Source organism: Poriferisphaera corsica, assembly GCF_007747445.1.
In the GTDB taxonomy this organism is placed as follows: Bacteria; Planctomycetota; Phycisphaerae; order Phycisphaerales; family Phycisphaeraceae; genus Poriferisphaera; species Poriferisphaera corsica.
Window position 1 is genome coordinate 3,569,743 of record NZ_CP036425.1, and the last position, 21,334, is coordinate 3,591,076.

Below are 21,334 nucleotides of genomic sequence, written 5' to 3' on the forward strand. Positions count from 1 at the left end.
GTGCCCCAGTCCCCAACAAACAGAACAACAACTACGAAAACAGCACCGATCCCAAACCGGTGCTGTTTTTCTTTAACATTCATTTATCAACGGGCGACTCGATTCTTCCGCATCACGTTTAAATCTGACATATTCTTTTCAAGCCCGCCACCGCTGGTGGCAGGGTGTTTGGAAAATATACGCTCAGTATCTCAATCGAAACAACATTCTTAACGATGCCATCTCCAAAGCATGATCGGCACTACTCATCAATCCCCAAATCCGCCTTCGTAAACAGCGCATCAAACCCGTACCCTGCCCCCTCAACATTTTCACGCGCCCCTTCTTGCCGATCGATCGTCGCGATGATCTTGACAACCTTCACCCCAAACTCACCTTCCAGCAACTTCGCCGCCTCCAGCACCTGACCACCTGTCGTTGCCACATCTTCCAGAATCACCACATTCTCCCCCTTCTCCAGCTTCCCTTCCAACTGTTTCGCTGTGCCGTAATCCTTCTTCTGATTTCGAATCAGCACCGTTGGCTTCCCAGAGTAAATCGCCGTCGCCGACACGATCGGGATCCCGCCCAGCTCCGCGCCCGCCAAGCGATTCACCGTTAAACCTTCTGCTGCCTCGATCGCTTTCACCTTCTCAGCAAAAGCCTGTCCCAACGCAGCTAACACATCGCCCTGCGTCTCGAACAGATATTTATCGAGGTAATACTTCGATTTGCGCCCACTTCGCAGTGTGAAATCACCGTGAAGCAATGCCACATCCGCGATCCGTTTTGCTAATTCTTCATGAGTCATGCCCATACTATACAATCCCCCCCCACTTTCGTCCTGCCCCCGTAAGCCAACCCCCTCCCCTCGGAAGTAGGACCATCGCAAAAGCGTTCACAAGCCCGCACGCTCCGTGTGTGGGATATCATCACAACCTCATCCTCATTTAAACACACATTCACCAAGCCCTTCATCAAGCCCATGACCGCCGGTTATGGGAGAGGGGGGGGGGAGGGGGGGGTGTTGTTCAACTCATCGCTCACTCACACATGCAATCCCAAACTGAAACAACTCAACTCTCCGGGGAAGAGAGGGAAGGGAGCTTTTTGCACATAGGTACACCCCCCAGTTGCGGCAATCCCCCACCCCCTCCCATACTGGTAACCATGATTCGCGATCTTAAAGACAAAGTTATCGTCATCACCGGCGCCTCATCAGGCATCGGCGCCGCCACCGCCATCGCCTGTGCCAACCTCGGCATGAACGTCGTCCTCTCCGCAAGACGCACCGACAAACTCGAAACGCTCGCCGAAAACATCAATAAGAAGTCACCCAACCGCGCCATCGCCATCTCCTGTGATGTCGCCCATGACGAGCCGGTCCAAAAACTCTTCGCCAAAACCCACGAACACTTCGGCCGCCTCGACGTCGTCTTCGCCAACGCAGGCTACGGCATATTCGCCTCTGTCCTCGACACCAACGATCAGGAACACCGCCACCTCTTCGAAGTCAACTACTTCGGCACAGTCCGCACCATCAAAGAATCATTCCCCTACCTCGAAAGCACACCCAACTCGCTCCGCCAGTACCTCATCACCTCCTCCGTCGTCTCCGAAGTCGGCATCCCCATGTTCGGCCCATACGCCGCTACAAAAGCCGCACAAGACGGCCTCGCTTCCGCACTCCGAGCCGAACTCGCCGTCAAAGATTTCTTCGTCACCTCCATCCACCCCGCCGGCACATCCTCCGAATTCTTCGACGTCGTCGACGACATCTCCGCCGAAAAGCCAGCCGCTCAAAACACACCCAAACACATCATGCAAACCCCTCAGCAAGTTGCCGCAAAAATCACCCGCGCCATCCAAAAACCCACCGCCGAGGTTTGGCCCATGCGCTCCGTCCACTGGGGCGTCTCATTCGCCACCCTCTTCCCTCGCCTCCGCTCCCACGTCCTCAAAGGCCACGCCAAAAAACTCATCGCCTCATCCCCTCCCTCTTAAGACAACTTTCACACACCCAATTCCCTCCACCAAGCCCACGACCGCCGGTCGTGGGGTGTCTTCAAATACCCTTCAATCGCCTGCAACACCACCTCTTCCCTCCCCTTCTTCGCTTGCATCATCAGTCCACAATCCCACATCCAAAACCATCCTGCCCTAATCACCCATTAGACATCCTTTTTCGAGTACAACCCATCAAACCGTCCTTCATTCACATCTCCCTCTCGCGGCAACTTCCACCCAATTCCCGCTCTCCCGCTTCACTCCTTCGCATATACTGCCAAATCCTCACAACATTCAGCCCCGTATTCATCCACGGCGTCACCGTCGCCAACAACACAAACAACGTCGCAAACCCCACCAAATCAAACGGCCTTCCCAACAACAAACCACCACACACACCCATCACTACTGTCAACAGCAACCACACGCCCAACATCACCCGCAACCATTTCCCCTCACACTCCAGATAATCAATCCGCCAACCCATCCGCCAATCCCAAACATCCTCCCGCATCAGCCGCACTTCCCCCTTCGGCCAAACCCACCCACACTCCGAACACCGCCCATCCTCACACGCCCGCACATCATACCCACACTTCCCACAAACTCCCGGCCCATCTACCCACCTCCTCAACGCCTCATCCTCCCCCACATCACTCACCCATTTCCAAAACGCAGCCACACCAAACCCAACCCCCACAAGCCCCAACACCATCGCCACATACTTCACCTCCCAACTCATTTCCCACAGCCACCACCCTCCACCAAAACAAACCACCGCCAACAAACAATGCTGCGCAATCCGCCGATCACGCGCCCGCTTAAACAACCGCCGTTCACGCTGTTCCTTACTCATACCTTACCTCATCCCCACCATCCAACTTCCAAACCATATATACCCCAATCCGCCAAAGATTCACCACATGATGCAAACACGACACCCCGACAATCATCCAAACCAGACCCATGATCACGCTCCACCGCTCCTGCCCCGACAACCCAAAACTCATCGCCCCCATTCCAACATACCCCACAATCATCAGCACTAACATCCCCGCCGATCGCCTCACATCCTCCAAATACACAATCCGCCAGTTCCCTTGTTTCCACCACGCCCAAACATCGCGCCGTTCAACGCGCTGCCCCAGGATCTCACCATCATCATCAACCCGTGGCAACATCCACCCACACTCCGAACACACATCACCACCACCGCGCGAAACATCATACCCACACCGACCACACCGCCCCCGATCATCCAGCCACGCCCAAACATAATGATGCTCCGGAAATTCACGCACCGCCATATAAAAGGCCATCACCCCATACATCCCACCCATGAGCCCAAAAAAAATCCCCAAACTTTGTAGCGTCGGATGGAACCACATCAAAAACATCGCCAAACCTGACTCGACCACACACACCCAACTATACTTCCACACCGTCCGCCGCCGCACGTCCTCCACCACATAAATTTCATCTACTCCTCCCCGCTCACCTCGCCATCCTTTCCGCAGCCCCATCCCCAACGAAACCACGCCAAACCCAACCAGAATCAACATCACCAACTGAAACCTACCCCCAGGCACGCCCCACGAAACCGAAAACACCTCCGCCAATACAAAAAAGAACACACTCCTCAACGTGTATTCATTCAAATACCACCGGCTATTCCCTCCCATATTTTTGCAATTCTTATTTTCATCCCCATGGCCTACATCGCGCACTCGCTCTACATTTCCCATGTCACTCATCGAAATACCCTCGGAAAAAGATAGAAATCAATCTCCCCACATCATACCAATAGCCCATCCGCTTGCCCTCCCCACATCAAAACCAATCCCCAGCATTCCTAGCACCAGTATGAGCAACTCACATAAACTTCCCCGAGGAGAGGAGGGGGGATTAGTCACAACACCCTTGCAACAAGTTCCCACACTTCGGACAATAAAATGCCTGATTTTTTTCCACACCAGCAACGTTACACATCGGGCAGACAACCGCCGGGTCTAACCCATGCTTAGCCTCACCCTCTCTCTTATCGTCTCTCTTCTTGCACATCTGCTTTTCTTTACCTTCCCCTCTTCCGCACCCACTACCACACCCCTCAAACTCTGCATCCAATCCCGCTACCTCATCCGCCGCTTTACCAAACTTCGCCCACAATTCGCTCGCATCAATCAACGGTTCTGGCCCCGCCGGCCCATCATACTGACCCGGCCACATCTCAGGATGTTCATCCGTCGAACAATGCATCAAGGGATCGTCTTCTCTCACTTCACTGGTCTCCTGCTTTTTCACCTCTTCTTCATCATGACGTACCTCCCCATTTCCCCCCAACGTCTCTCCTCCTTTTAATCCTTCCCCCTGCCCTGCATCAACGGCACCAAAACCGTCCTTCCCTTCATCCTCAAACCGTTCTGGTTTCGCTCTAGCAATCATCGCTATCCCAATCATCTATTCGTCAGTTAGCCACTATGCCGTCTTCTTCCCCAAAGGCACAAACCCCAGCCCCAGCGCCAACGCCACCAACACCACCGTGAAAAATACAGGCACCTGCATAATCAACACCGGCCGCGCCACCATGATCGCGATCCAACCCGCCAACAACACATACCTCACCTTCACCAACTGCCCCAACTGCCACGGCAACGCATACCCCTCTGCCGTCTTCCGTGGCAACAACTGCGTTTCAATCACACCCAACACAATCACACCAATCACCAGCGACGATGCCAACCCGACCAAATGAAACAAATACTTTAGCTCCGCCTCCCGCGCCGCCAGTTCAAGCTTACTCATCTGCTGACTCATCACCTGCGGCACCATCCGATCCACAACCCCCTCAAGATCACTCACACTGCTCCCCTCACCCTGCTTCGCGCTAAGCTGCTCTCGCAACTGCGCCCGCACCTGTTCCTCAGCCGCCTCCTCGTTCGCCTTCAACCCCTGATACCGCAAAACCTCTTGTGTGTTCCCAATAAACAGATCGTTATAAACCTTCGGCGACACCTGCTTCAAACCTCCCGGGCCCAGCGCCAAACCAATCAGCAACCCCGCAATCAGAACATACAGATCGCGATGATCCCCAAACGGCAGCCTCCGCAGCAACTCATCCTTCATCACAGACTTCCCCTGCCCCCGCGCGCCTTGTCCTTGTGTATCGCTCATTGCCGCCTCATCCATCCTTAGATTTATTTCTCTAGATCCATAACGTCCTTCGCCCCATCATAACCCTCTCAACCCTTATTAAACAGCCTTTTTTACCCCCCTTAAATATCCACCCTCGTTTCTTAGCAACAATAACCAATAACCCAATCCGCAAGATTGTTTATAACTCAAATTCGCCTCAAGCCTATGACCACCGGTCATGGGGTGTCTCCTCCCAAACAATGAGCATATGCCTGCAAAACCCAAACACACAAAAACAGAGCCCGGCTACAAGCCGAACTCTGATTAACGACATCATCAATTTCTTCCCCCGCTATTCTGACACAAACTCCTGTGCCACGCACAACAACATCCTTCCCGCATTCCTTTGCCCTCTCCCTCCAACAGAGAGAAAACAATGTCCGTAACGCAAATCTTATCCAAAAAACTCAAGCGGATTCGTTCGGTCCGACCAGTTTCCTTCTGCAATCGCATCACATCTCACGCGTTCCAGAATCCGCGATAGCTCATCTGCCAATCGATCGATTCTGTCCGAATTCAACATGTCACGCCGCGACAGAATATCTCCCGTCTCATACGCCACATAATCATGATCCATCAAGACACGGCGGATCGCCTGTTTATGCTGACTCATCGCCACATGATGCGACTGCCGCACCATCTGTAACAATTCTGGCAACGAGTTCATCAACGTACAACGTGTACCGTCCATACGTCTGCTACCGCCCCGCATCAACTCGCCAACCAGCCCTTCATGGGCTTCACTCTCATGCTCAAAGAGCCTGCGGAGTTTTTCCAAATCGCCTGTCATTTCATATGTGCCCAGCATGCTAAAAGCCCCTTTCAATCTCTGATTCGCTGCCGCTCAATCCAGCAGCCACGCATACGTTTTCCGTTTTCCAACTCTCATTACGTAATCTTAGAATAGCCGTACGTGCAATCTACTATCTGTCACAAAACGGATATAAGTACTTACCTCAAGCCGCTAACGTATCAGTCAACACCGACACGACTTAACGACATCAATTTGTATACAGGCCAAACAAACCACCCAAATAAACCCTTACGCCGCCCTCTTTCAACAACCAATCCGCACCATCTCTCCCCTTCAGCAGCTTTATCCTTTGAACAAAACCGCTCGATATCTCATCAACAATCAACCCGATCGACCATCACTTAACATCTATAAAATACGGATTTCGTACAACAAAACAATCCATATTCTCCCTCCCTAACAGCCCATTAGATCCAGTTGCATCATCACGTACCACATGTCCTGCGAAACAATCTGAAGCAGGCTCATGTGAGAAGCGTTTTTTACACAACGACCCACTGGTTAGCGAAGCAAGTCATTTCGTAGGACGCGCTAGAGCCGCGTACATCGCACTCTAATCTCATCTCTGGCCGCTAGGCTCCACAACAACTTGTATGAATAATCACAAGACTTGATCTACAACCGGAGCAGCCTATCAGCGAACAATATCTAAAATCAGCGTCATCGGCCCAATGCTCAACATATGCATCATTTCGCAAGACGCCTTAAAGTGGAACTTAGATGACCACTTTGTTTTATTATCAGCTTTTCCCTTCAAACCGCAACAAAAAATGACAAACCTTTTTAACAATGCTCACGAACCACACCTCAAAACGGCCCATGATCCGCATTCTAAACACATCCACCACGCATCACCCATACCCCAGCATCATCTTGCCGCACTTCCCCAATAAAAAAGCCCGACCAAAGCCGAGCTTCTCATCATTCTAATTCACTTTTACTTCATCTAATCGACGATTAGGTCCATCATCAAGGCACCAAGAACACATCACCAGTCGATGTCGGCGTTTCACGCCCCGTATAAACCTCAACTCCTGATGCGCCCCAGATATTATCCAGCGTACCTGCCCCATCCCCTTCTTCCTGCATCACATACGGCGACGTCAGCCATTCAACCACGCCTCCCGCTTGCAAAATATTCTGACCACGCGAATCATGCTGACGTGACGATGCGCTTGGCTCAACATCCTCATCAAACTTCAGCGCGCCCGTCTTATCATCAAACACAAACCGCGGATTCTTGTCCGCCAAGATCACCATCTTCGGTAAATCATCCGCTCTCGCAGGCTTCTTCCCATACATATTCTGATACGAATACGACACCGCACGCGGCGAATTCCAATCAAAATGACCCGCCGTCATCGTGCCGTCCGCCGGAGCATTTGCATTACTCACGCAATTCAACTCACGCGGCTGCACATACTTACCGCGAGCCAACAAATACAGATGCGCCGAGTTTGAAGTAATCTCACCCTGATCGCGTCCCGATTTGCCGACGTTCCACCAAAGTGAACCCGGGCTCGCTGATAAGGCAGGCAAAGCGCCCGCGTTATCCGTTGCATACTGACCAAACGCGCCGCCCAAACCTTGCAGGTTCGAAGCACATGCCGCCTGATAAGCCGTCTGCTGCTGATTGTTAATCGCTGGGATCAGAAGCGATGCACCGATGACAAACACCGCTGCCGCACTCACGATCTGACGCCATGAAATGCCAAGCGTACGACGTGGCTGCGACAGCATATCAATCTGTGCCGCGAAGCGTTCACGCTGTTTTGCCTGCTCGATAAATGCAAGTGTATTCACCGTCAGATCTTCCGACACATCGTCGGCAGGATACTGACCCAATACATTCAACAAGCCCGCCATTTTCTCCGCACGCTCTTTCGAACCAGCCGGCATCGGGCCGTCTGTGATGCTGAACCCCACTTCAGCATCGCTCTGACCATCAGCCGCCTTGTCCGCTGCGTTGCGATTGGCCAACAATGCATCTAATACATCGCCGTCCTGCTCGCTGAGGCGGTAAACCTTGATATCCTCAGGCGCTCGGTTTGAATTGTCTGGTGTCTCTGGCATATTGCTCACGACTCTCGTCCCCTAACCTCGTTGTTTATAACGTACCTTCCATAACTGAGAGAATGTTCCCACTGCTGAATGCAATCTCGACTTAACCGTCCCCAGGGGGATCGCTAGAATTTCCGCGATCTCTTTGTAAGCAAGCTGGTTAAAGTACGCCAGCGTCAAGACTTCCCGTAAATGGTCCGGCATCGATTGCACGAGCTCACGCACCAATTCGCTTTGTTCTGCGTCCAGTGCGTTCTGATCCGGGATTGGGATATCTGCTTCGAGCAGATCCACAAATGACCGGCTGTCATCCCCGCTCGAATCAATCATCGCGGAGAGTGAGGCGGCTTGTCGCCTGTTATTCTTACGTAAGTAATCCCGTGCTTTGTTCGCGGCAATTGTAAAAAGCCACGGTTTAAATCGTTTGGTTATGTCGAATGTATCGGCTGAGAGGTGTATTTGGAGGAAGGCTTCCTGGAAGATGTCCTCGGCGGCGGCGCGGTTGCCGCAGAATCGGATGAGGAAATGGAAGAGTTCCTGGCGATAGCGCTCGATAAGTTCTTCGAAGCAATGGGTTTGCCCGGATCTGTAGTTTGCAACCAATTGCTCGTCTGTGAGTTTCTCGGCCAATCGTGGTTCCTCAAGAGCGCACTGCGTCATGGTGTGATTGTACGGGATGTTACAGGATAATTGGGGTGCAATGCGAGTATTTGAGGCTGATTGTGGAATCAAAACAGTGCTTATGGCTGCTTGGCTCATATTGCGTCCCGAAATCATGGTTGGTGTTCACACTGGCGAGAAGGCCTGAACTGATCAATGGCGATGAGCCGACTTGGCTGCCTGACCTGCCAGTTGTACGTATTTGCCCGAAGGCGGGTTCATGGAAATCGCATCAGAAAGATGAAGATTTGGGTACACATAGGCAACAGATTTAGCGCGTTAAACTGGGTGTTTTTGTGCGCACAAGAGCGTTTCATAACAGGGGTGCGCGGCGCGTTTGTGCGCACGAATCTTCGAATTTAGTGACTTACCCGTAACCTAAACGTGCGAAGAATGAACAGAAACAAACGAACTTTGACAATTATTAGTTGATAACCACGCGCTAACTGATTTTTCCGCGCGAGTGGGAAAAGCGTAAAACGCGCGTTTGTGCGCATCCTAAAAGATTTTCAGTCTCAAGATGGCGTAACGTGCTATGCGGCATGAAGAGGTGAGTTGGTCATTATTGATGACATTTTATAATCACGTCACTGCAAACGATCACATCTGTGCTGGTCTGATGTAAGCTGATTGGCGCGCCGCGAAGTGTCGCGGCGGCTACTTTTGTTTCGCCAGAACATCATGCAAGTTGCGTTGTTCGCGGGTCAAGAATTGGGAAGGAACATGGTAAGATATGTGTCGTCGCTTTGCGTTACAGTATCTATCTATTGATTAGTCTTCATGCATGATTTCTGGGCCAGCTATGAGTTTTACTTTGATATTTGTGATATGCGGTATTGTTTTGGGCCTGGCTATCGGCATGGTTCCGGTCTACTTGACGAATCGGTATCAACGCCGAAAGGCGATGGGGGAGATATCAGTTGAGAAGCAGAAGAAGAATACGGTGACTTATCACGTTGGATTTGGCGTGTGGTTTATGGGGTTGGGTTTACTGCAACTGAATTCGAGACGGGGCGAAGAAATACCGTGGTGGGTTTGGATGTGGATTGCTAGCGCACTCATGTATTTTATCGCAGCGTACCGGTTGTATGTGAAGGAAGCGAAGCCGATCGAGTACGATCGGGTTTATAAGAATGATCCGACAAAATGCGGGAAGTGTGGGTATGACGTGGTGCATATTCAGTCGGCGTCGTGCCCGGAGTGTGGGTGGACGTTGCCGAATTTGGATGAAGTGAGATTGCAGTCGCATGATGTTTGGTGTTGGTGGAAAAAGGGGAACTGGCAGATTGTTTATCTGGAAGAGGATATGCGGAAGAAAGCGCAGCGAGGATTTTATGTGACCGTAGTCATGGAAGTAATCGTGGCATGTGTTATTGGATTATGGTTACTAAGCAAGGAAGGCGGTTGGCATTCATTCAGTGTTCCAGTAATTTTTCTAGTGTTTCTGTCGCTGTTGTCCATTCATAAATTTATCAATGTGCATCGTATTCGAAAGTATTATGAGCGAGTGGATGGAGAAAAATGAAGTTGAAATATAAGATTGCGTTTTATTAGTGTTTGGTTGATGAGGTTGCAAACACCCCAGCACCGGCGGTGCTGGGTTTGATGGTGGTATGCGTGCGTATGGGGGGGGGGGGGGGGGGGGGGAGCACGATTAGTCAATAAGAAAACGGCATCACTTTGACTGAAAGTGATGCCGTGGGCTTTTATCTAACTTATGGTTAGTTGAGTGTTATTGCTTGCGAGCTCGGGGTTGGTGGATGCGCGGGACTTCTTCGCGGGTTAGGGTGCGGAAGAGTGACCATGCGGCCATGAGGAGGATAATTGAGAATGGAAGGGCGGCGATGATTGAGGCTGCTTGGAGGGCGTTGAGTCCGCCTGCGGCGAGGAGGAGTGCGGCGACGAGGCCTTCGGAGATAGCCCAGAAGAGTCGTGTACCGACGGGTGGGTCGGGGTTGCCGCCAGATGCGATGATGTCGATGACCATCGATGCGGAGTCGGAGGAGGTGACGAAGAAAAGGATGATGCAGAGCGTTGCGATGCCAGCACCGATGACGACGAGTAGTTTAGACTCGAAGATGCCATCAATCATGGCGAAGAGGACGGTGGGAAGGGTTGAGATTTTTTGCGTGTTGTCATCGGTAACGATGTCGGAAGAAAGATACTCGACAGCGGTAAGCTGTTTGGTTTCGGTTTTGAAGGTTCCGTCTGGGTTTTCGAGAAGCTTGCCGTCTGCACCTTTGACTGCGACGTTGAACTCGGGGAGGTATTCACCTTGAAGCGAGTCGCGTAGTTCGGTGTTTTGGGCTTTTTGCTCGTATTCGAGGTGGGTTTGATGTTGGCGAAGGGTTGTGGAGCCGAAGGCGGTCATCCAGATAATGGAGACGGCTGTTGGCAGGAGGAGCGTGCCGAGGACGAACTCGCGGATGGTACGACCTTTGGAGATCCGTGCGATGAACATGCCGACGAATGGTGACCATGCGATCCACCATGCCCAGTAGAAGACGGTCCACGCGGTGGCCCAGTTGCGACCTTCTTCGGAGAATGCGCCGGTGCGGAGTGATGATGAGGGGAGGAGTTGGAGGTATGCGCCGGTGTTGTCGAGTGTGGATGAGATGAATGCGATGACGCCCGAGCCGATGATGACGATGAGCATGAGGACGGCGGCGAGTGCGATGTTGAGTTCGGAGAGGCGGCGGATGCCTGTGGCGAGGCCGGTGACGACGGAGATGGTGGCGATGGCGGTGATGCCGGCGATGATGAAGTATTGGATGGGTAGTGAGATGGGTGTGCCGAAGAGGAAGGAGAGGCCGGCGTTGACTTGTTGAGCGCCGATGCCGAGGGAGGTGGCGACACCGGTGAGTGTTGCGATGATGGCGAGCACGTCGATGGCGTCGCCGGTGAAACCCCAGACGCGGTCGCCGAGGATTGGATGGAGGATTGAACGGAATGAGAGGGGCATGTCACGTCGGAAGCCGAAGTATGCGAGGGCGAGGCCGACGACGGCGTAGAGCGCCCAAGGGTGGAGTCCCCAGTGGAAGATGGTGACGGCCATGGCGATGCGTTCGTTGTCGAAGCCTTCGGCGAAGCCGGGAGGTGTTGCGTTGAAGTGATAGATGGGTTCTGCGACAGACCAGAAGAGGAGGCCGATGCCCATACCGGCGGAGAAGAGCATGGCGAACCATGAGAGGGTTGAGAATTCGGGGGGTGAGTTGTCCTTGGAAAGGCGGATGCGTCCGAAGCGAGAGAAGGCGAGCCAGAGTGCGAAGAGGACGAAGCCGGTCATGGTCATGACGTAGAGCCAACCGACGTGCTCGCCGATCCAGTTGCGGATGGAGACGAATGAAGATTCGAGGTTGGCGTTGGGGACGAAGAGCGTGAGCGCGACGAGTGCGAGGACGATGAGAGCGCCGACGGGGAAGACGACGGGATGCATTTCGAAATGCGGGCCGAAGCTGACGGAAGGCAGCTCGGGGACGTCGATGTTTTGCGGTGCGTGGTTCTGGTTTTCGTGGGACGGGTTAGGAGACGACGTATCGTCGGAGAGCATATGAGACCTTAATTTTGGATTGGGTTCCTAATAAAGCTGTGATTGCAGTTGCGAGGAATTGAGAGGTGAGGGGTGGGAGATAAAGCGGGATCACGGCAGAAAAGGAAGACAGCACGGGATGTGCTGTGCAAGCGTCAGATGTTGAACCCAAAATGCGTTTGCTCCGGCTGGTGGGTTGCGGTGTTGTCTGATGAAACACGGCTCAGCGCGGAGTAAAGAAAACAGACACGCATCAACTTCAATGCGCAGTTAAAGTACTTGATCAGGCAAATCTGCCCAATTTTAACTGGTTTTAACTTGGTTATCAAACAAGGCAGTCAGATGCGACAGGATGGACTTTCACAAGGAATCGCAAAACGATCTGGTTTTTACGATGTTTTTAGAATTCATGTCTAATCGATTAATAGCCTTTGAAGTTTGGCGGGCGTTTTTGGTGAAAGGCGTGGAGGCCTTCGATGTAGTTGAGCGAGCGATAGGCTTGGCGTCTGACGGCAGCGATATGTTCGGCTTGATCGGTGGTGATGGGGGTTGCATCGTGGAGGATATTGAGTTCGATTTTCAGCGCATGGATACATTCAGGCGAAACGGATTTGAATTCGGCTGCGAATGCGATTGATTCTTCGAGTAGATTTTGCGGCGGATCGATGATGCGGTTGACGAAGCCATGAGTGAGAGCGAGTTGTGCAGTGACGGGCTTGGCAAGGAAGAAGATCTCTTTGAGTAGATGGTCGGGAAAGGCGTGGATGAAGTTGTTGACGCCAACGAGGTTGTGAGGGATGCCGAGTTTGGCAGGTGTGATAGCAAAGGTGACATCAGGTGTTGCGAGGACGAAATCGCAGCATGCGGCTAGATCGCAGCCAGCGCCGTAGACTGCGCCTTCGATGGAGCAGATGACGGGGAGACGAGATAATCGGATGGCGCGTGTGAGTCGTCGATATGCTTCTTCCCAGATGAGTGGGTCGGATTTTTGATCGGTTGGGAATTCGTTGATGTCGTGGCCTACGGACCAGATGCGTGCGCCGGATTTTGCGTTGATGATAAGTGCGCGAACATTTGATTTTTCGGCTTGTGTGAATTGAGCGAGAAGCTGACGATTAAAGGGTTGGGAGAATCGGTTGCTTTGCTCGTTATCTTCCATGGTGATGATGGCGATTTGATTTTCGATTGTTAGATTGATTAGAGGCATAGAGGTTCTCACGAATCTTTAATAAAGTTCAATCGATTAAAAGCCTTTAAAATTGGGTGGGCGTTTTTCGTGGAAGGCGCGGATGCCTTCCTGGAAATCCTGAGAGCGAAACGCTTGGCGGCGGAGCATTTGGATATGTTCAAAATCGTCAGCGGAGATGTTCATAGCATCGGAGAGTTTGACGAGTTCGGCTTTGAGAACACGAAGACAGAGGGGAGCCATGGAGGCAACGCGAGCGGCGAGGGTGAGGGTTTCCGATTGAAGGTTTTCGGGCGAGACGAGGCGATTGACGAGGCCGAAGTTGTGGGCGCGGTCGGCGGAGAGCGGAAGGGCGGTCATGAACATTTCTTTGACAACGTGCGTGGGGAGTGAGCCGAGGAAATGGGAGACGCCAACGGTGTTGTAGGGGAGGCCGAGCTTGGCAGGGGTGATGGCGAAGGACGTGTTTGTTGTTGCGACGATCATATCACAGCTCACTGCGAGGTCGCAGGCGCCACCCCAGACGGAACCATTGATTGAGGCGATGACGGGGGTGAGAGTGTGGCGGACTTTGCGGAGGAGCGTGACGTAGGGGACGTTCCATGTAACGGGGTCTTGCTTATCAATGGGGATTTCGTCGATATTGTGCCCTGCAGAAAACACCCCTCCTCCCCCACCCTCCCCTGTATTTCCTTCTGTTTTTTGAGTCGTGGTTGGCGAGTCATTGGATTGCGATGCATGAGTGTTGGCTGTGAGGATGATGACACGGATGTTTTGTTTTTCGCAGGCATCGAAGGCGTGGAGAAGCTGTTCGATAAGCGAGGCAGAAAGGCAGTTGCGTTTGGTAGGGTCGTTGAGGGTGAGCGTGGCGATGTGGTTTTCAGTTTTTATTTCTATCAGTGACATAGCTTATCGGGGCTTATGAATGGGTTTGCGGGTTGATGGATGATCGGGGTGCGCTTGGATGAAGTCGGCTGAATATGGAAGGGAGTTGATGGGGGAGGATCGGTAGGACAAATCTGGAGTAAAAGAAAGGCAGATGGCGATGAGGTGTGTGGTTAGGGCTTTTAGAGCGTTTTTCGTAATACTATCTGTGTTGACATGTAGGTCGTTGCGTTTTTATTGCTTATTTATTGTGAACCTGCTGACGATGATGGCTCTACTTCTGCGACAGATCACGATGCAAAATACTCTAGAGCGTTTTTCATATTTACTTCCCGTGTTGACCAGTAGGTCGTTGCATTTTTATTGCTTATTTATTGTGAACCTGCTGATGATGATGGTTCTGCTTCTGCGGCTAGTCACGATGCGAAATGCTCTAACTTATGGGACTAGGTGAATGATGAGCGATGACAAGAAGAAGCGTGAAGATTTGGTTTTTAAGGTTTCGATATTAGGGGCGTTATTTTTTGCGTTGGTTGGTGTGGGGTGGGGGCTGGCGATTGGGTCGCGGATGATCTTGTTTGATGGGTTGTATTCGTTTTTGGGGGTCACGCTGACGAGTGTTTCGGTGTATGTGAATCGTCTGGTGAGAAGGCCGGAGGATGGGCGGTTTCCGTTTGGGAGGGAACAGATGATCCCGTTTGCGCTGTCGATGCGATCGGGAGTGTTGGCGGTGTTGTGCTTATATGCGGGAACGAATGCGGTGCTAAATTTGTTGAGTGGGGGGCATGAGGTGGATGCGGTGTCGGGGTCGATGTATGCGGTGCTTTCGACGGTGGGTTGTTTTGTGGTGTGGATGCTATTGAGTCGGGAGCATGGCCGGATTGGGAGTGATATGGTGAAGGTGGAGAGCCATCAGTGGTTGCTGGATACGATGCTGAGTGGGGCGGTGCTGGTGGGGTTTGTGTTTGATCTACTCATACAGGGGACAAGGCTGGGGTGGTTAGGGATGTATATTGATTCGGGGATGGTTTTGATTGCGTGCCTGGTGTTCTTGCCAATGCCGCTACAGCAGATGGTGAAAGGATGTGGGGAGTTGCTGTTGATGGGGCTAAAGCATGAATCGCGGACGCGGATTGAAGAGGCGGTCAAGGGAGCGCTTGCGAAGTATTCGGTGAGCCGATGTGTGCTGAGGGCGACCAAAAGCGGGGATATGGTGACGGTGGAATTGGATGTGATCTTGCCTGAGGATTATGTGGTGGGATCTGTGAAAGAACTGGATGAGATACGGGAGCGAGTGGCGGAATCGCTAAGGTTTGTGGAGGGGAAATTGTGGCTGTCGGTGACGTTCACGGGTGACGAGAAGTGGGTGTGACAGGGATGCAGATTAAAAGGCAAAGGGTGCGAGAAAACTCGCACCCTTTGTTTCTATGGATGTGTGCAAAGGAGGATTGCACACAGGCGTTGTGTTTTACTCATGCGTTCTTAGTTGCAGCAGCAGGAGCATGAGGAGCCGGAGCATGAGTCGCCGCAGCAGCATGAAGAGCTGGTGCAGGACGAGGATGAGTCGGCTGCGGAAGCAGTGGTTGGTGAGAGTGAGAGGCCGGTGAAGGCAATTGCTGCCGCGAAAAGGATTGCTGGTAATTTAGTGCGTTTTACGGCAAGCCGTGATCGTTGACCAGCTACATGCTGCTTAATCATTTTTATACTTGTTTTCATCTGTTTGTACTCCATCAATGATGGTTTAATTTTTAGTTAATAGGAATTGTGCATATGATCGCGCAACTTGCGCGTATGCAGGTTGTCTATTTACAAAATAGACAAATTAATTAAGGGGGGATCAGATGAAAAGAGTTGATTCGGGAGGGGGTGTGGTGGGTTTTTGTGTACGTGTAGGAAATTGTTTTTGAATGTCTATGGTATAGGTTTGCTCGGCGTGAGAGAACTCGAGCGGGGGAAGTGTGGTAATTGTTGCGATGAGAGAAATACAACAGCAAGGATTTGAAGGCGAGGCTGGCGCGTCGTGATCGACGGGTTTATCCGAGCCGCTAGTGGGCGATGTGGTGGAAGTTAGGGGGCACGCGGTACAGGCCCTGGTAAGGGGTGTTGGTGACATGGCGGCCATACTGCATGAAGCGGGCATCGAAGCGGCGCGTGTCATGCATGTGGTGATTGCGGGGAAAGCGGGACGGATAATCGTGAGCACCATCGCAAAAGCGATGAGAACAGGCAGGACATAAGCTTTCAGGCGGATGCTGCTCATCTATAAAGATTAATCGGAGATGGGGTAAGATTATTCGTAGAAGATGAAAAAATCGCGAGGCATTGGATAAAAAAGCGGCGTGCAAGGCTATAGGCTGCATACCGCTTTGAAGGGTTCTAATTTAGGTCACGAAATCGCGATTGAGCAGAAGAAATGAGCGATTGATTTCCAGATACCCACCACCGGCGGTGGCGGGATTGGGGAAAAAGGACTCTATCCATGTACGGCCGATATGCGTGGGCGAGTTAGTCTTCGAGTGAGACGTAGATTTCAGTGAGGAGTTCTTCGGGGGCGGTATCTTCGGGTGAATTGAGGTATCGCTCGAAGCATGGTGTCTCGGAGGGGGTGTGGCCGGAGTTGGGGATCCATTCGTGGTAGATCTTGCCGTAGAACTCTGGAGAGTCTTCATAGGGGCCTTTGTAGAGGAAGACGGCGTATTTGCCGGCGGGTATGGTGCGGTATTGGATATTGTCAAAAGGTTTGAAGCTGGCGGGAACTGTGATGCAGACTTCTGATCGAAGTTGCTCGGCAGGGGTTTCGCCGGGGTCATCGTAGTAGACGCCGAGGAATTTTGTTTCGGGTGTGATCAAGTTATTAGAGGCGATAAGAGGCATGAAGCGTTGCCATACGGTGGCCATCTCGTTGTAGTCACCTTTGTGGGACATGTAAGCGATGGGTATTTCGGCGATATCTTTAATTTCTGGGTTCATGCTGATCTCCTGAATGTCATGTGTGAACACATATGAATCGTGATACAACAGTATTAGGAGAGTATATTTAGAAAGTGTTAATGGCGATATGAGATTTAGTATGTATTTGAGGCGATTTTTAAAAGTGGGAATATTGCGCAAGAATGCCTCAGACACCCTGCCATCGGCGGAGGCAGGTTTGGGGGGGGAAGTTGAAATGAAATAAATGTGATTAGTGAGGCGAGATATGTATTGGGTGGGTCTTTTTTTTGGGAGACGATACGCCAAAAGCGTGCAGCGAATGCGCACGCGATTGGGTCTAAATTTGTGTTTAAAAGCGAGCTTAACCTTCGATTGGCATGTGGATTTCAGTGATGAGATCTTCGGGTGCAGTGGTAGCGGGGTCGGTGACATAGATTTCGAAGGGTGGTTGGTTACGGGGTGTATGTCCGGAGTTGGGGAGCCATGAGCCGTAGAATGCGTTGTAGGTTTCTTTGAGTTTGTGGTATGGGCCACGATGTACTGCGACGGCGTATTTACCTGCGGGGACGGTTTGAAAGCCGATATCATCGAAAGGTTTAAAGTCGGACGAAACGGATGCACAGATGTCTGCGCGGAGCTTTTCAGTTTCGGTGGTATCGGGATCGTCGTGATAGATGCCTAGAGAGATGGAATCATTGGGTTTGAGTTTTTGTTGAGCGAGGGTTTGCTCGAGACGGCTGAAGGTTTCGCCGACACCCATGTAGTCGCCGATATGGCGGAGGTAGGCAACGGGGATTGGATCAAGATTTTTGATTGATACTTCCACGTGAATCTCCTTATTGAAAAGGTGTATATAAGAAAGGGAAGGACGTCCTCCCTCGAAGTTAATATTCATTCGGGTGAAGGGGTTAGCTTTGATGGTGTTGCGAAGCGTTGAGGGGGTGAAGCCGAAATGCTGGCTGAAGGAACGCGTGAAGGATTCGTGGGTGGAGTAGTGCGCGGCGAGTGCGATATCTAGGATGGTGAGGTCTGTGTGGATGAGCTGGTTGTAGGCGCGTTGGAGACGCGCACGTCGGATGTGCGCTTTGAATGTTTCACCAACGATTGAGGTGAAAATACGGTGGAAGTGGTAGGGTGAGAAGTAGGAGAGGTCAGCAAGAGTTTCGAGTGAGAGGTCGGCATCAAGGTTGTTCTCTATATATAGAAGTGTTGTGAGGATGCGCTGGTGGTACTCTTCACGGGTGATGCTCTTAGAGGCTGGTGCTGCGTTCATGATTGGTCTCTGTGTGTTACTGGCTTCGTGATCAATGACACGTTTGATTGAACAAGAGGGAGGATATCAGGGCTGATGTCGAGGGTCTTGATGTTTTTTGCGGTATTTTGGATTTTGCAGAGGAAGTGTGCTTGAAGAAGATAGCGGAAGGATGGTTAGGATTGTGTGAAGATTATGGTGGGTGTACGGGGGTTGTGATAGATTGATTCGTTGGATTTCAGGGGGACAGCGGCTGCACGTTTGGGCGAAGGAAATGGTTACTAGAAAAAAAGGTAAGTGCATTATGATCCCAATTTCAATACAAGGTTTGCGGAAACATTTTGGTACGACGAGGGCGGTGGATGGGATTGATCTGGAGATTGGAGCGGGAGATCTGTTCTTTTTGCTTGGGCCAAGTGGTTGTGGAAAGACGACGTTGCTGCGGATGCTGGCGGGTTTTACGGATCCGACAGATGGGCGGATTTTGTTTGGCGAGCGGAATGTCACACATGAGGCGGCGAATAAGCGTGATACGGGGATGGTGTTTCAGGGATATGCGCTTTGGCCACACATGACGGTGAAGCAGAATGTGGAGTTTGGATTGACGGTTGGGAAAAGGAAGGGGAAATATAGTGCGGCAGATCGGAAGGTTAAGGTGGACGATGCATTGGGGATGGTACAGATTGATCAGTATGCCGATCGGAAGCCGAACCAACTGTCGGGCGGGCAACAACAGCGTGTAGCATTAGCGAGGGCATTGGTGATTGAGCCGGATGTGATCTTGCTGGACGAACCGCTGTCGAATCTGGATGCGAAGCTGAGGTTGGATATGCGAAGTCAGATACGGGAGATCTGTAAACGGGCTGGAATTACAGGGGTTTATGTGACGCATGATCAGAAGGAAGCGTTGTCGATGGCGGATGGGATTGCGGTATTGCGGGATGGAAAGGTGATGCAGACGGGAAGCCCGAGAGCGTTGTATGAACAACCACGAACGCGATTTGTCGCAGACTTTTTGGGTGAGACTAACTTTGTACAAGGTGAGGTACTGGGGAGTGAGAATGGGAGAATGGTGATAGATACGGCACTGGGAAGATTGCATTCGAGCAGTTATCCGACGGATATGCCGACAAAGGGGAATGTGACGTGTTCGATTCGGCCTGAGGCGATGATGCTGGATCATCGCGGTGAGTGGGGGGGATCGACGGGCGAGAATATGTTCGGTACGGCACAGAAGCATGTGGTGTATTTGGGGGAAATGGCTCAATACCGGCTGCTTGCGAGCGAGCAGGTTGAGATGAAGGCATTCGAACTGAACCCGAGACTGATGGATGAGCGAGCAGAGAAACTGAATGCGCGGGTAGACCCTGCGGATGTGGTGGTGTTGGCAGATTGATAGGAAGAAAATCGTAAAACAGCACGCGAAAGACCTGCCGAGCAGCAGGTCTTTTTTCATGGCCTCAGGTCATCTAAAAGGGCCTTACTTGCGATTTTTCGTATTATTTGATCAATATTTTACGAATTACTACATTATCAGAGGCCTTATTGGGGAAAAATATCGTTTACACGGGGGTTGTGGAGGCCGAATAATAAAAAATATTGGGATTTTAGGGGGTTGGCTCTTTTCAAAAGTTTTTGTTTCAGTACGATATCCGGATCGTTATATAACTTTCGATACGTTTTTCGTACATATAAGGTCATAAAGTTATGAAAATAGGAACAGTAACCGAGATCAAGACACATGAGTATCGTGTGGGTCTGACACCCTCGTGTGTGAAGGCGTATGTTGGTCGCGGCCATGAAGTGATGGTTCAGCAGGGTGCGGGTGATGGTGCTGGTTTCTCAGACGAGCAATACATCGAAGCGGGTGCGACGATCGCGCCTGATCGTGAGACGGTTTTTGCGGAAGCAGAGATGATCGTCAAGGTTAAAGAGCCTCAGCCAGACGAATGCAAGCTATTTCGTGAGGGACAGTTGCTGTACACGTACTTGCACCTGGCTGCGGACGAACCTTTAACGACGGCATTGCTTGAGAAGAAGGTTCAGGGCGTAGCTTACGAGACGATTGAAACGGCCAATGGTGGGTTGCCATGCCTTCGTCCGATGAGCGCGATTGCTGGGCGTCTTTCGATTCAGGAAGGTGCAAAGTACCTTGAGAAAACATACGGTGGCCGGGGCGTGCTGCTTGGCGGCGTGCCTGGTATCGAGCGTGGCAAGGTTGCTGTGATTGGTGGCGGCGAGGTCGGTTTGAATGCTGCGAAGATGGCAGTTGGCTTGGGCGCTGAGGTGACGATTCTTGATATTTGTGCAGATCGTTTGGCATATTTGGATGACATCTTTGGTGGCCGCGTGACGACGCTGTACAGCAATGCGGGGAATATCGAGAAGGTCATCAAGGAAAGCGACCTGATTGTGGGAGCGGTATTGCTTCCGGGCAAGAAGGCTCCACATCTGATCAAGCGTGATCAGCTTAAGATGATGAAAAAGGGTGCTGTGATTGCTGACGTTGCGGTTGACCAGGGCGGTTGCATTGAGACAACGAAAGCGACGACGCATAGTGATCCGATCTTTGTTATTGATGATGTGGTGCACTACTGCGTGGCGAATATGCCGGGTGCTGTTGCGAGAAGCTCAACGCTAGCATTGACGAGTACAACATTGCCATACGGTTTGCTGTTGGCGGATAAGGGCCTTGAAGAAGCATGTAAAATATGCAAGGAACTGTTGCCAGGCGTAAACGTGCTGGAAGGCAAGTGCACTTATGAAGGTGTTGCAGAAGCTTTTGGTTTAGAATACACGCCAGTTGAGAAAGTTTTGTTCAAGAACTGAGCTAAGCAG

The 21,334-nt window shown here is 51.6% G+C and carries 21 protein-coding genes; 8 read left to right on the forward strand and 13 right to left on the reverse strand.

The features are described 5' to 3' along the window. Positions 1 to 241: 241 nt before the first annotated feature. Positions 242 to 796 carry an orotate phosphoribosyltransferase gene (gene pyrE, locus KS4_RS14560; RefSeq protein WP_234698809.1) on the reverse strand — a complete coding sequence of 185 codons (555 nt, stop codon included), beginning with the start codon at positions 794 to 796 and terminating at the stop codon, positions 242 to 244. Between the two features lie 353 nt (positions 797 to 1,149). Here pyrE and KS4_RS14565 point away from each other — a divergent pair, with 353 nt between their 5' ends. Beyond that, a complete protein-coding gene (locus KS4_RS14565) occupies positions 1,150 to 1,983 on the forward strand; it encodes an SDR family NAD(P)-dependent oxidoreductase (RefSeq protein ID WP_200761306.1) in 834 nt (277 codons plus the stop codon). Between the two features lie 211 nt (positions 1,984 to 2,194). Here the strand turns inward: KS4_RS14565 and KS4_RS14570 are convergent, their stop codons facing one another. The 7 genes from KS4_RS14570 to KS4_RS14600 all read right to left on the reverse strand — a co-directional run bounded on the left by KS4_RS14570 (position 2,195) and on the right by KS4_RS14600 (position 8,713). After that, positions 2,195 to 2,842: a hypothetical protein gene (locus KS4_RS14570; protein WP_145079707.1), complete on the reverse strand. Its 648-nt coding sequence runs from the start codon at positions 2,840 to 2,842 to the stop codon at positions 2,195 to 2,197. After that, positions 2,835 to 3,740, reverse strand: a complete 906-nt coding sequence (locus KS4_RS14575; RefSeq protein ID WP_145079710.1) for a hypothetical protein — start codon at positions 3,738 to 3,740, stop codon at positions 2,835 to 2,837. Before KS4_RS14575 ends, KS4_RS14570 begins: the two co-directional genes overlap by 8 nt. A 151-nt stretch (positions 3,741 to 3,891) precedes the next feature. Continuing rightward, a complete protein-coding gene (locus KS4_RS14580; protein WP_145079713.1) occupies positions 3,892 to 4,428 on the reverse strand; it encodes a hypothetical protein in 537 nt (178 codons plus the stop codon). A 33-nt stretch (positions 4,429 to 4,461) separates the two neighbouring features. Continuing rightward, a complete protein-coding gene (locus KS4_RS14585; protein ID WP_145079715.1) occupies positions 4,462 to 5,157 on the reverse strand; it encodes a hypothetical protein in 696 nt (231 codons plus the stop codon). A 415-nt stretch (positions 5,158 to 5,572) separates the two neighbouring features. Next, a complete protein-coding gene (locus tag KS4_RS14590) occupies positions 5,573 to 5,986 on the reverse strand; it encodes a hypothetical protein (protein ID WP_145079718.1) in 414 nt (137 codons plus the stop codon). A 975-nt stretch (positions 5,987 to 6,961) separates the two neighbouring features. Further along, on the reverse strand, positions 6,962 to 8,074 hold the full coding sequence (locus KS4_RS14595) for a hypothetical protein (RefSeq protein WP_145079720.1): 1,113 nt from the start codon (positions 8,072 to 8,074) through the stop codon (positions 6,962 to 6,964). Between the two features lie 12 nt (positions 8,075 to 8,086). Beyond that, positions 8,087 to 8,713 carry an RNA polymerase sigma factor gene (locus KS4_RS14600; RefSeq protein WP_200761307.1) on the reverse strand — a complete coding sequence of 209 codons (627 nt, stop codon included), beginning with the start codon at positions 8,711 to 8,713 and terminating at the stop codon, positions 8,087 to 8,089. A gap of 62 nt (positions 8,714 to 8,775) precedes the next feature. On the opposite strand from KS4_RS14600, the gene KS4_RS17715 reads away from it, so the two are divergent. Together KS4_RS17715 and KS4_RS14605 are read left to right on the forward strand one after the other, a co-directional pair. Next, positions 8,776 to 8,988, forward strand: a complete 213-nt coding sequence (locus KS4_RS17715; protein ID WP_200761308.1) for a hypothetical protein — start codon at positions 8,776 to 8,778, stop codon at positions 8,986 to 8,988. Positions 8,989 to 9,515: 527 nt separating this feature from the next. Then, a complete protein-coding gene (locus KS4_RS14605) occupies positions 9,516 to 10,238 on the forward strand; it encodes a hypothetical protein (protein WP_145079726.1) in 723 nt (240 codons plus the stop codon). A 207-nt stretch (positions 10,239 to 10,445) separates the two neighbouring features. Here KS4_RS14605 and KS4_RS17720 read toward each other — a convergent pair whose 3' ends face one another. The 3 genes from KS4_RS17720 to scpB all read right to left on the reverse strand — a co-directional run bounded on the left by KS4_RS17720 (position 10,446) and on the right by scpB (position 14,334). Then, positions 10,446 to 12,263 (reverse strand): BCCT family transporter, encoded by a 1,818-nt coding sequence (locus tag KS4_RS17720; protein ID WP_200761309.1) that lies wholly within the window; start codon positions 12,261 to 12,263, stop codon positions 10,446 to 10,448. 400 nt (positions 12,264 to 12,663) lie between these two features. After that, on the reverse strand, positions 12,664 to 13,449 hold the full coding sequence (locus KS4_RS14615; RefSeq protein ID WP_145079729.1) for an enoyl-CoA hydratase-related protein: 786 nt from the start codon (positions 13,447 to 13,449) through the stop codon (positions 12,664 to 12,666). A gap of 36 nt (positions 13,450 to 13,485) precedes the next feature. Next, complete coding sequence (gene scpB, locus KS4_RS14620) at positions 13,486 to 14,334, reverse strand: methylmalonyl-CoA decarboxylase (protein WP_145079732.1); 849 nt, start codon at positions 14,332 to 14,334, stop codon at positions 13,486 to 13,488. Positions 14,335 to 14,770: 436 nt separating this feature from the next. Between scpB and KS4_RS14625 the strand changes: the two genes are divergently transcribed. The 3 genes from KS4_RS14625 to KS4_RS18040 all read left to right on the forward strand — a co-directional run bounded on the left by KS4_RS14625 (position 14,771) and on the right by KS4_RS18040 (position 16,550). Continuing rightward, positions 14,771 to 15,685, forward strand: a complete 915-nt coding sequence (locus tag KS4_RS14625; protein ID WP_200761310.1) for a cation diffusion facilitator family transporter — start codon at positions 14,771 to 14,773, stop codon at positions 15,683 to 15,685. A 114-nt stretch (positions 15,686 to 15,799) separates the two neighbouring features. Then, positions 15,800 to 15,988 (forward strand): hypothetical protein, encoded by a 189-nt coding sequence (locus KS4_RS14630; RefSeq protein WP_145079738.1) that lies wholly within the window; start codon positions 15,800 to 15,802, stop codon positions 15,986 to 15,988. Positions 15,989 to 16,424: 436 nt separating this feature from the next. Continuing rightward, complete coding sequence (locus KS4_RS18040; RefSeq protein ID WP_261341875.1) at positions 16,425 to 16,550, forward strand: hypothetical protein; 126 nt, start codon at positions 16,425 to 16,427, stop codon at positions 16,548 to 16,550. Positions 16,551 to 16,818: 268 nt separating this feature from the next. Here KS4_RS18040 and KS4_RS17725 read toward each other — a convergent pair whose 3' ends face one another. Further along, positions 16,819 to 17,283 carry an AraC family transcriptional regulator gene (locus KS4_RS17725; protein WP_200761311.1) on the reverse strand — a complete coding sequence of 155 codons (465 nt, stop codon included), beginning with the start codon at positions 17,281 to 17,283 and terminating at the stop codon, positions 16,819 to 16,821. 322 nt (positions 17,284 to 17,605) lie between these two features. Beyond that, positions 17,606 to 18,517 (reverse strand): AraC family transcriptional regulator, encoded by a 912-nt coding sequence (locus KS4_RS14640; protein ID WP_145079743.1) that lies wholly within the window; start codon positions 18,515 to 18,517, stop codon positions 17,606 to 17,608. A gap of 283 nt (positions 18,518 to 18,800) precedes the next feature. Here KS4_RS14640 and KS4_RS14645 point away from each other — a divergent pair, with 283 nt between their 5' ends. Together KS4_RS14645 and ald are read left to right on the forward strand one after the other, a co-directional pair. Beyond that, positions 18,801 to 19,892 carry an ABC transporter ATP-binding protein gene (locus KS4_RS14645; RefSeq protein WP_145079746.1) on the forward strand — a complete coding sequence of 364 codons (1,092 nt, stop codon included), beginning with the start codon at positions 18,801 to 18,803 and terminating at the stop codon, positions 19,890 to 19,892. 311 nt (positions 19,893 to 20,203) lie between these two features. After that, complete coding sequence (gene ald / locus KS4_RS14650; RefSeq protein ID WP_145079749.1) at positions 20,204 to 21,325, forward strand: alanine dehydrogenase; 1,122 nt, start codon at positions 20,204 to 20,206, stop codon at positions 21,323 to 21,325. Positions 21,326 to 21,334 lie beyond the last annotated feature (9 nt).